The organism is Aquiflexum sp. (assembly GCF_041751335.1).
Lineage (GTDB): Bacteria > Bacteroidota > Bacteroidia > Cytophagales > Cyclobacteriaceae > Aquiflexum.
In genome coordinates, this window is the sequence record NZ_JBGSXS010000087.1 from 1 (window position 1) to 12,271 (window position 12,271).

Below are 12,271 nucleotides of genomic sequence, written 5' to 3' on the forward strand. Positions count from 1 at the left end.
ATCAGGTCGTCGCCTGCGGCACCACCCCAGATGGTACCATTATTTCCAGCCACTTGGGAAACGGATAGTAATATTTTTTCGCCCAACCCAATATCCTGTGGCTTATCGATACTGTTACTTAGCAAAAAGGCCGGTCTTGAAAAAATCGTCAGTGCCTGCTCTGTCATTGTCTTAGCTACTTCCGCGACTTTCTTACCCGCATAATCCTCATACAATACCCGAAAGTTAGCTGGGTTCATATCCAATAATAAGACAGAAATCCCTTGGTGGCTGATGTCGCTATCTGATATCTCACCTCCCGTTGTGGCACCAAAAATCTGAATATCTTTATCGGAAAGAAGGCGCATTATGGAAGATATATCTCGCTTTACTGAAATAAAAACAAGAGCGAGTGTTGGTTTGAAGCCATCAGCCAAACTTTTTTCCAAAGCTGACTGTATTTCTTCTGCTGACTTCCCTTTGATTGATTTTGCTTTCATAACCTCTTTTTTTAATTTTTTATCCTAATTGTCATTTTTTAAAACCCATTGCCTTTATGATCTGCTGATGTTCCGCGCTGTTAAAAAATATTTTATCATATTTAAGAGGAATATAAAAGGTATAGGCGTTAGAGGAATTTTGCTCTACAGCTTTCCACTCCCATTCGATCGCTTTTTCATAATTCCCATTAAGGTAATAAATGGATGAAAGGGTGGACGGGTCTTTCACGGTGTTTTGAGAAGCATATGTTAAAAACCGCTCTATTACTGCGTCGGCTTTTTCTTTCTCATTACATTTTGTATAAATAAAGGCAAGTGCATCCTGGATGAGTTCCGAACCCCAACCATCTGCCAATAATGTTTGCGCCTTATCAGCCAGCATGATGGCTTCATCATACTCGCCCAAAAGTGCATGCCCATAAGCTTTCTTTATATAACCCCAAATCCAATTTGGATGTAATTCAAGCGCTTTACCAAATGCTTCATGACTTTCTTTGAAATTACTTGCTAATAGGTTGCACCATCCCAGGTTGTGCAGGCTTGATATAGAAACCGGGTCCAATTCGATAGCCTTATTTGCCAATGGAATTGATTCTGTATGTCTTCCTAAAATGGCCAGGGTTGTTGAATACCGGATATAAACCTGTACATCGGCAGGGCTAAGATCCAATGCCTTTCTATATGCTTCTAAAGCATCCTGCCATTCCCATTCATAATAAAAATTCAGTGCGCCTGTCACAGTATATATCATTGGAATCGAAGGATCCAGTGCCTTAGCTGCTTCCAATGCCGTTCGTGCTTCGTATATAATTTCTTTTGTGGAGGCTGTTCCGAACTGCCCCTGCACAACTTTCTCATTGGCAAGAGCGGCGTAAGCCAATGCATATTTGGGGTCTATTCTGATGGCTTCCCTGAAATGCTCAAGGGCTTTTTCCGATTCTTGTGGGGTTGATCCATAACTTAAATGCCGGCCCATCAGGTATTCGGCATAGGCAGCCGGATCTACTCCCCTGTTTTCATTTACTTCATTTTTGGATTGAATTTTCAGTGCCCTCATCAGATCTGCAAGAATAGAATTTTCAAGACCCGAAATATCATTCATGTCCAACAAGTACTTATTACCCCAAAGCTGATTCTGACTTACTGCATCCACCAATTCACACCTCAGAAAACTCTCGTTCGCTGATTTTTGCAAAGAGCCCCTCATGACCAGGTCGGTATTTAAGAGCTTATGCAAATGCTCGTTTGTTTTTGCGGAATCGGGCAATCCAAAAGTGGCGGAACGCGAAAATACTTTAAGGTGAGTTTCTAATGCAGATAAGCTGTTGATGAGATTTTCAGGAATGCCATCCGTAAGGAAATATAAAGTACTGTCCCTTTGTAAATTTTCAAAAGGCAGAATGGCCATCGATCTCATTTCTAAGGTTACACCTTTTGTACCAAACAACTGATCTTTAAATAGAATGAATGCCGCAACCAGGAATAGCAAAAGTCCTATCGGGATCCACACATTCTTTTTCCAGGTTGATTTCCCAGAAGCGCTTTTTAGTTTTCCATCCATTTCAGTCTTCTTTGGTACAGCAAACCCAGGATTGGAAAGCGCGAATATTTCCATGGGTTCATCTACATGTTTAAAATCGAAAGACCCAAGTGAAGTAAGTTCAAACCCTGATTTATTCTTTATTTCATTAGCGATACTCTTTGAAAAAAGAATGGATCCCGGTACCCCAAGCGTTTGAATGCGTGAAGCAATATTGACCGCATCTCCAAATACATCATTATTCTCAAAAATTATTTCACCATAATGAATGCCGATACGCAAATTGATTTCGCTTATTTTTTCACAGGCTTGCTGAATATTCATTGCAGCAAGCATAGCCTCTGAAACCGATGGAAAACTTAAGAGCATACCATCCCCCAACTCCTTTATAAGTCTGCCATTATGCGGCTCAATAGCATTTAGATGGATATCCCTGTTCATCTTGATTAGGCTAAATGCTTTTTCTTCATTGTTACCCATCATTGCTGTGTAGCCGACAATATCGGTAAACATAATGGCGGAAAGTTGACGTGATACTGTCATAGTAATTTAATTTGATTTCTCTTTCAATGCCACCCAGCAACATGCCGTCGAGTGGACATGCTGCTGTCCGTTTTTTGCCCTTCCAAATTCTCCATAAGTAAAAAACCCTGCCATGGGGCTTTTCCATACTTCGGCCAATCCTTCATTTTCCATGCTTACCAATGGGCCAAGCGCCGGTTCTCTGCCTGCACAGGAAAATACCAGCAAGGCATCTGCATCTCCACCTGCAGCATTTTTGACCTCTTTTGCTTCATCGATGATTTCCTCCACAATATCAAAATCAGGAGGAACCGAAAACCAGAAAGTCTCGCCCTCCTTCATCTCCATGTCCATGACCAGCGCATTTTCTTCGTGATCAATGTTCATGGGTGACTTGATTAATATCTCATGACTGTTTTCCCGCTCTGTGATGAATGGGTATTCGAATGAAAGCTCGTTTAAAAGGTGGAAATCCCGTTCTCCACCCTGTTCACTTTTGCCCAGGTACTTCAGGTACATCTCCACTGCGGGTTTTCCGTCAATGGAATATAAAAGTTTGCCCTTGCTGTGGGTCACTTTCCTGGAAATCCCCAATTTTTTCCAGCCTGTGATGGCCATGCCATTCAGGGAGACTTTGTCAGCATTCAGCACCAAAGCGACAATACCATGATTGGTTTCCCCATTTTGGGTAAAGACTGCCGTTCCTGTTAATGTAAAATCGTCTCCGGCCATGCCGCCAAAAAAGATCTTGTCCCGGCCCATTGCTTCTGAGAGTTCATGTACCAGGGTTGTTCCGTCAAATAATTCCACTGCCGGGGTTACACCGGTACTGCAAAGGATCAGGGTCGGATTGGCAAAATTCGAAACGGCGGAACCTGCGATTTGTTTAGCTACTGCCTGAATACTCCGCGCTCCCATATCTTCAAACACAATAGCGTATGAATCCCGGGATAAGTCCATCAACAGGATGGCTATTTGGCCCTTACTTTGATGGCCATCAACAAACTCGCCGCAGGAAGTTGCCCCAAAAACGTCTATGTCCTGTGCTGCAAGGATTTCCCTTACAGCTTTTCGATCCTGCTTTATGGATATAAAAACAATGGCCAGAGTGGGCATAAAATCATCGCCTATTGCTGTTTTTAAAGCCGTTTGGATTTTCGCAGGGGATTTTCCGTAAATTGATCTTGCTTTCATATGCTTAGTTTGATAATAAAAGTTGTCCCTTTATTGATAGATGTTTCTATTTCTAATTCTCCCCCGTGTGCCTTCACGATATCATGGGTAATACTGAGTCCAAGACCAGTTCCCTCGGTCCCTTTTTTGGTGGTAAAGAAAGGCTGTAGGATTTTGTCCTTGATCTCATCCGGGATGCCGGGTCCGTTGTCTTCGATTTCGATTAAGATTGTTCCATTCTCAAATTTGGTTCGGACGGTTAATTTGGGATGGTAAACTTCCAACCCTCCAAGGGATTGAAACCCTTGGAGGGGTTTCTGCCTCATTGCATCAAAAGCATTATTACAAAGGTTGATGATTACCCTAGTGAAGTTTTCTTTGATCAGGGATACCATGCCCAATTCAGGATCCAAATCCAATTGGATATCCACATTGATAGGATTCTTCCCGGCCCGCATCCCGTGAAAACTCAGGTTAACGTATTCCTTGATCAGGGCATTGAGGTCGGTGGGCTCTTTTTTGCCAGAACCTCCACGGGAGTGCTGCAGCATGGAGGTGACGATGCCATTGGCACGCGATCCGTGTTCATGGACCTTTTGGAGGTTTGATTTGATATCTTCCAGGTTGTCCATGATAAGTGTCTCGTCTCTCGCTTCTCGCTTCTCCATCTCTTGCATAGCTTCCTCAATCATCTCTATCGACACCTCCGAAAAGTTATTTACAAAATTCAGTGGGTTCTTGATCTCGTGGGCGATGCCGGCTGTCAGCTGACCGAGGGAGGCGAGTTTTTCTGACTGAATCAATTGCGTTTGAGTGGTTTTTAACTCCTCCAAAGAATGCTGGAGTTCAGCTGTGCGCTTTTCTACCTGTAATTCCAGTACTTCTTTTTGTGCCGCTAAAATTTCATGCTTTTCCTGTGACAGGCTTTCAACTTCATTTAGCTTTTCTTTAAGGGAACGAAGGGTTTGGACAAAGTCATAACCCAGATAAATGGAAACCGCTATCGGAATGCTAATCCAGGCCAACTCAAATGATGGGATTGAATTAATAAAAGTGTTGACGAAGAAGAAATTCGCAAGAATGAAATGCGACCATAAAACAAGGTAGCCAATACCACCGGCTGCAAGAATCCAGGCACCTTTCTTATTATTCGCAACTGCCATAAAAGCAACTCGTGTGATTTCAATACTTACAAGACTGGTAAACACGATGCCAAAAAGAAGCCAACCCCATTCATAGACAAAAGCACCTATGGGAATGCTGATCAGACCCAAAAAAACGAGTACGAAAAATGGCCATTTTCTTTTCTGGTCCATCAACACATAAATGGCCTGAAGCATAAAAAGGTAGCCGGCTACCATCAGCACTAATACAAGATTGAAGATTAGGTGAAGGTTTGAAAGGAAGTGGGGTTCATTGAAGGATAAAAGAATTGCCCAGGTTATAGCCTGCGAAAAAGCATATACAGAGAAATAAAGATTAACCCTATGAGCGGGGTTAAATAGATAAAAGAAGAGATAAAGAACACCAAAGATTCCAAATAAACCTATCTTAAGGCCATTCACTTCGCTATTTCTTGCAAGGGATTGCTGATAGCTGTTATTCGCATTTTCGGCTACATCTACTGTTATTTTCATGGCCTGATTTACATACTCCCAATTGGCGCTAAACCGGACGTCCGGCTGCAAGGCATAGCGTATTGCCAGGACCTGCTCTTGGGCGTCTGAAATCGGGAATGAAATCGGTTTATTAAATGGATTGTACGCCTTGATTTCAGCTGGATTGTCACTTAATACTCCAAATTGGCGTATTAATTTTCCATTTAGATAAATTTCAGAAGCTCCGGATTGAGTGATGGCAAGTGCCAAATGAACATCTGATGGATTGAGGACTCTTAGATGCACACGCAACCAGACTATACCTTTTCTAAGTTGTGGTAAATCATAAACATCTAGCGTTGGATTAATGCTTTGCCACTTACTGTCATCATAATCTATATCCGCATAACGAGGATTGTCCCCTGCCTGAAATTTCCATCCTTTGTCCAGTAAAAAGCCTTTTTCTGTAAGTGAGTCTATCTGAATTATTTCAGTTGTCGCCTGTGCCCAGCAGAAATAGGGAAGGAGAATAACATGAAAAATCAGGTATATAAACTTCATGGTGCTACCGTTGTAATTCATCCATGTTGTATATATCTTCTGAAGTATTATTTCCTTTTGGGTATTCATTTGGCGGAATATTTTTATATCGGTAATTGTATGATCATTTCTGTGCCTTCGCGCTCAGCACCTGCCTCCTCGGGCGACATGCCTGCCCGTCCGGTAGGCGGGCTTTTCACTTGTAAATCGCCCCCATGCGCTTTGATGATATCATTCGTGATGCTCAGCCCCAGCCCCGTTCCCTCAGTTCCTTTTTTGGTGGTAAAGAAAGGCTGCAGGATTTTATCCCTAATCTCATCGGGTATCCCCAGCCCATTGTCTTCAAGTGATATCCGAACCCGACCCATTTCAAGCATTGTGGTCACCTTTAATTTTGGCAAATATCTTTCATCTAACCCCGAACCATCTTCGGACTTCGGACTTCGGACTTCGGACTTTTTCACTCTCTCCCGCATGGCATCAAATGCATTGTTAGACAGATTGATGATTACCCTGGTAAAGTCTTCTTTGATCAGGGATACTTCCTTTATTTCAGGGTCCAACTCCAAGATTATATCCACATCAATCGGATTCTTCCCTGCCCGCATCCCATGAAAGCTGAGATTAACATATTCTTTGATCAGGGCATTTAAATCAGTAGGTTCCATTTTTCCTGATCCTCCACGGGAATGCTGAAGCATGGAGGTCACAATACCATTTGCCCGCGAACCGTGTTCATGTATTTTCTTCAAGTTTCCCTGAATATCTTCCAAAATCTCATCTTCCATCTCCTCAATTTCCTCCCTTTCCACTTCTCGATCCTGTTCGTCGGGCCGAAAGGTTTTGTCTCTTGTCTTCCCGATTCTCGGGACAGGACTTTGATTCTTGTATCTCGCTTCTCGTCTCTCGCTTCTCGCATCTCGGATTTCCTCAATCATCTCCATCGACACCTCCGAAAAATTATTTACAAAATTTAGCGGATTCTTGATCTCATGGGCGATGCCGGCGGTGAGTTGGCCGAGGGAAGCGAGTTTTTCCTGTTGGATGAGTTGGGCTTGGGTGGATTTTAAATTATCCAGTGTATTTTCCAATACCTTATTGGCCGCCTGTTTTTGGCGGTTGTTACGGTACATCAGGAACGCCACCACCGCAATCGTGAACAGCACACCCATCAGAATGGTTATTCGGAGCCTGGCCTGACTTCTCGCTTGAGCCTCCTCAAGATCCCTGAGTCTGAGCTGTTCGGCAAACTGCAGGTCGCTGGCTCGTCGTATCTGGTTTTCTTTCTGCAGGGTTTCCGAAGCAGCCTGTGACATTCTCAGATAATAAAATGCCTTATCTGTGTCATTCAGCTGCTCATACACTTTGGAGAGCATGAGGCCGACGTCACTGATAACTGCCAGGTTTCGGATCGAATCAGCAGCCTCGTAACTGTTCAGGGCGTTGTCTAAGGCGCGGGTGGTATAACCGGTCAACTGATTGAGCCGGGCCAGTTCATAATACGCAATCGCCAGGTGCCTGAAGTTATTAACTTCTCTGCTCTTAGCAATTGCCTCCAAATAATATTTCTCAGCGCTATCGAATTCATTTAGGCTCTTATGCGCTCTTCCCATACGAGCGAGATCATTACCCCGATACTTCATGAAACCAACTTTTTCGGACTTTTCAAGTCCAATACTGAGGTACATCATGGCAGAATCGGGATATTCTTCGATATAAGATTCTGCCAGACTGCTATACATGAAGGAAGCGATAGCATCGTCTCCAGCCTTATCTATTATTTCAATGGCTTTTCGATAGAGGGGCCTTTGCTCAGAGATGTTGCTGATCCACGTGTATAGTTGCGCCCGGTGAAAATAAGTCAGGGCGAGCTCGGTTAATCGGGCTTGTTCAGGGGTACCTGCGAGAGAAAGCCTGCTAGGTTCCCACACCTTCCGTTCGGTGGAGGTATCCATAAACAGCGTAAGGGCCTGCGTATTATATGAGAATGACTCCGAATAACTCCCCTGAAGATAGGTGAGATATCCAAGCCTTCTAAGTGCATCACCTTCCCACAAACGCTCTCCCAAGCTCCGGGCCAGTTGCAACTGCGTATTCACAAAATACATGGTTGTGTCTGGGTTGATATCAGTGTAAAAGAGACCCAAATCCCGGGCCAGGCCCATGCGGAGTCGACCTGAGGTTTCGGTAGAAAATCGGAGCAGCAGGCTGTCAATCTGATTTTCGGAAGGACCGTTGATATAAGCACGTTGCTGCGCCAGTGATTCGTCCGTCATCAGGATCATCACAAAGGCAAGCAGTGCTGTTTTAATCGGGAGCGAAACTATGCTTTTCAAGAATTTTAATGGCTTCATGACCTTTTTTAAATATTTTTTATCCAAATATGATTTAGGCATCATTTGTTATTAAGCCGGATGAAAAACACGGTTGATCCGGGTTGAGAAGCGATCTCCAATTCACCCCCATGCGCCTTCACAATATCATGCGTAATGCTCAGCCCTAAGCCCGTTCCTTCTGTCCCTTTTTTGGTGGTAAAGAAAGGCTGTAGGATTTTATCCTTAATCTCATCGGGTATCCCCAGCCCATTGTCTTCAAGTGATATCCGAACCTGACCATTTTCCAAATTTGTTGTAACCTTCAGTTTAGGATCGTACTTAATAATGTCATATTCCCCATCTTCCGTCTTCTGTCTTCCGTCTTCCGTCTTTAAAACCTTCTCCCGCATTGCATCAAAGGCATTATTACACAGGTTGATGATTACCCTAGTGAAGTCTTCTTTGATCAAGGATACCATGCCCAAATCAGGATCCAAATCCAATTGGATATCCACATTGATCGGATTCTTTCCGGCCCGCATCCCGTGAAAACTAAGGTTGACATATTCCTTGATCAAAGCATTCAGATCAGTAGGCTCCATTTTTCCTGATCCTCCTCTGGAATGTTGTAGCATCGATGTCACAATACCATTTGCCCGCGAACCATGCTCATGTATTTTCTTCAAATTGGCTTTTATATCCTCCAAAATCTCAACTTCCATCTCCTCACTTTCATCCCTTTCCCCTTTTTGGATCTTGTCTTCCTGATTCTCGGGATAAGACTTTGATTCTTGTCTCTGGCTTCTCGTCTCTCGCCTCTCGCTTCTCGCTTCTAATACCTCCTCAATCATCTCCATCGATACCTCCGAAAAATTATTCACAAAATTCAGTGGATTCTTGATCTCGTGGGCGATGCCGGCCGTCAGCTGACCGAGGGAGGCGAGTTTTTCTGATTGGATAAGTTGTTGTTGGGTCTGCTTGAGATCAACTAGCGTTTTATCTACTTGTTGTTTGGCAGCTTCCAGCTTGTTGAAATCTTCATAGCGAGCGTAGGCTGTGGAGAAGGCATCGGCAACGGATTGTATTAGCTGAATATCTTCTTCCTTTAATTTCAACGAGTTACCCACATAGAGCATTCCCTGCATGAAGGGAAGGCAGTGCAAATAAATTCCACCTTGAGGCACGGTTTTCAGGTAAACATCTTTGGAAGGCAGCGCGCCTTGTTTCAGCAACAGGTCGCCCAGTTCACTGAATGCGGTCTCATCCCAGTGCTCGATATATACTTGCTTGTGAATCCAATGGGCCAGTATTTCACTTGTTCTGCCGGGGGAATCATATGGCAGGTGAAAGGCGGCTATTGCTTTGCCATCGGGTGTAGATAGAAATGTGTGAATGAGTTCTTCCTGTTCATCCATGATAAACACCCCACACCGCACAAATGGAATACCCAGTGTGGTGAGTTCTTTCCAGATGAGGGGCGTGATGCGCTCGAGATCTTGCTTGGTGCGCATGGAAGCAATCTCAGCGCGGACTCTGTCAACCGATGCCCGTTTGATAGCTTCCAATGCCTGCGCTTCTGCTTTTTGAAGATCCATATACCTTCGGAAAGTTAGAGAATATGCAGAAGCAAATCGTTTCAATATTTGCCGATCTTCCTCACTATGGGGATGAAGGGAATACGACCAGATGGTACCTTCTTTAAAAACATAAGCCTGAAAATTCATGTCTGGTAATTCCTTAAGAGGCTGCGATAGATAATTTGGAATGTTGTTAATGATTTCTAAATACTCCTCTTTTGACTTACCGGCAAGGTAACTATGCATGTAATCCTGTTTGTTTTTCCAAGTATGGAACATTTGCACCCATAAAGGATGTGCATTACATTCTAAAATGCCGACTCCTTTTACAATTTTACCAGCTTCAATATTGCTTACACTCCATACTTCCATTGTTTGATCTTCCCGGATGATAGCAATACCACCCCGGTTGTTTTCAATTCCCAGTTTTTCAAGCTCCGTGAACATAGTAACTGTTGCTTCACTTACATCATTACTATTATGCATCGCCATGGTTCTAGACCGAACCCTTTCCAAAGCCACTTCAATCAGTGCCTCTCTGGCCTGAGCTTCGGCTTTTTGCAGGTCGAGGTATCGACGGTATGTTTGACCAAATACGGAGGCAAAGCGCATAAACACTCTTGATATTTCGTCAGATAAGGGAGTCGGAGAAAAAGCAAAAAGCGCCCCTTCGGGAAAGAAGAAATCATAGTGGATGATTTTGTTGGGTAGTTTTTCAAAATCTACCTGAAAAGAATATTCTGGCGCGTCATTGATCGTCTTAAAGTAATTGATCAAATCATCATCTACCAATTCATAGGAATTGGTTGTTTTTTTTGTTTCCCATGCTTCCTGGACTTCTTTCAGTAATTGATGTGATTCCATATCCAAAAATCCCTTATCAAGGGCTGTTTGTCCTGATGGGTTGGTAGAGGCAGTCCAAACTTCCATTCTCCTGGATTTGTCCATGATTCCAATACCTGAACGGATCCATTTATCTACCCCAAGTTTGAGTAATTCATCAAAGAGTGTTGTGACTATCATATCCACATCCTGACTGCTATGCATGGCCATAGTCCGAGACCTAACGCGCTCTAATGCCGCTTCAATCTGTGCCTCCCGGGCTTGTGCTTCGGCTTTTTTTAAGTCTAAAAAGCGGGTGTAAGTCAAATCAAAAACCTGAGCAAAGCGTTTGAATATTTCCTCCTCCTCACAGGGCACCTCAGTAATAATCACCAGATATCCGGTCTTAAAGTAGGCCGCATGTAATCGCTGCCAGTTTGGACGCGGAATGCCTGAACCTTCCATTTCCTCAAATATCTTCCTGGAGATTGGAATATTCATCAACCAATCGTAATGTTCCTGTAGCACTTCGTCTTGCAGGGTTACAGTCCGGTAGCTTTCGCCTTTTTTCCATCCCTCATAAAGGCTTTCATGGGCAAAGTCCCCAATATTGGGGAGGAAGAATGGTTGGATCAAACCATTATTTAAGCTCAGCCACCACTCATCTTCTTGGCGATTAGGTTCGCAGAGTACAAAACCACAGGTCCAAAGATTATCAACCAGCGCATTCATCTCTTTAAACAAAACCGTGGCGACTTCTCCCAATTCCTCGGCTTTTTGCATGCCCATGGTTCGTGATCTTACCCTTTCCAATGCGGCTTCTATTTGTGCTTCCTTGGCTTGTGCTTCAGCTTTTTGAAGATCGAGGAAACGGGAGTAAGTTTGATCAAATACTTTTGCAAATCGACGGAGTATTTCCCCCTTTTTTTCAGAAAGTGGCTCCAAACCAAAAACCTGCAGCGCACCGTAGCGGCAATAAGCCGTGGACAGTTTTGCCATTTTCAAACTTTTCATGGCCAGTTTTGCCTGCTCTGGAACATTTTTAAAACCAGTCTTTGAGAAGAAAATTTCATCAAAACGTTTCTTTTCTTCACCTGAATATTCCATCACGGCGTACTTTTCACCCTGTTTCCATGGTTCAATCTGTGCATTTAGGTAGGGGTGGTTGAGAAATGGAACGTGATAGCTTTCAGGATAAATATCCTGCGTAAAACCAGACACCCAATACTGCATGCTCCCTGATTCTTTATCCATAATGATGATATTGCAGGCAGTCGCTTCAAAATGAAGTTGTTCCAGCTGCTCGTAAATAACACGAACTGCTTCTCGAAGCTCATCACTTTTTTTCATGGCCATCGTCCGGGCACGTACTCGCTCAAGGGCTAACTGAATTTCGGACTCCCTTGCCTGCGCTTCCGCTTTTTTGATATCAAGAAAGCGGATATAGGTTTGCCTGAACTCTTTTGCAAAGCGTTCGTAAATTTCAAGTTCCTCATCTGTATAGGGTTCTGTATTCCATTTTACCATAGAAACAGTTATCTCTTCCAAAAACGCATCTACTATAATTGAACCTGGAGTGGCATTAACATAATTGACAAATTCATCTGACACAGCTGGTGCATGCTTCCAATAGTGGTCGAGAAATTCATTCTTCTCTTTCTTTGTGAATGTTTTTACTTGGATGGGCTGGCCGGTCTTTTGGTAC

General features: G+C 43.5%; 6 protein-coding genes. All 6 read right to left on the reverse strand.

Annotation, left to right across the window (positions count from 1 at the left end):
• Positions 1–479, reverse strand: a 479-nt coding sequence (locus tag ACEW8U_RS05205; protein ID WP_373520978.1) for an FIST N-terminal domain-containing protein, incomplete at its 3' end; no start/stop codon positions are given.
• Positions 480–510: 31 nt separating this feature from the next.
• Complete coding sequence (locus ACEW8U_RS05210; RefSeq protein ID WP_373520979.1) at positions 511–2,562, reverse strand: adenylate/guanylate cyclase domain-containing protein; 2,052 nt, start codon at positions 2,560–2,562, stop codon at positions 511–513.
• A gap of 6 nt (positions 2,563–2,568) precedes the next feature.
• Positions 2,569–3,735 (reverse strand): FIST signal transduction protein, encoded by a 1,167-nt coding sequence (locus ACEW8U_RS05215; RefSeq protein ID WP_373520980.1) that lies wholly within the window; start codon positions 3,733–3,735, stop codon positions 2,569–2,571.
• Positions 3,732–5,942 (reverse strand): ATP-binding protein, encoded by a 2,211-nt coding sequence (locus ACEW8U_RS05220; protein ID WP_373520981.1) that lies wholly within the window; start codon positions 5,940–5,942, stop codon positions 3,732–3,734. The genes ACEW8U_RS05215 and ACEW8U_RS05220 overlap by 4 nt, the downstream gene beginning before the upstream one ends.
• Positions 5,943–5,956: 14 nt before the next feature.
• Positions 5,957–7,921 (reverse strand): ATP-binding protein, encoded by a 1,965-nt coding sequence (locus ACEW8U_RS05225; protein WP_373520982.1) that lies wholly within the window; start codon positions 7,919–7,921, stop codon positions 5,957–5,959.
• A gap of 326 nt (positions 7,922–8,247) precedes the next feature.
• Positions 8,248–12,271, reverse strand: a 4,024-nt coding sequence (locus ACEW8U_RS05230; RefSeq protein WP_373520983.1) for a sensor histidine kinase, incomplete at its 5' end; no start/stop codon positions are given.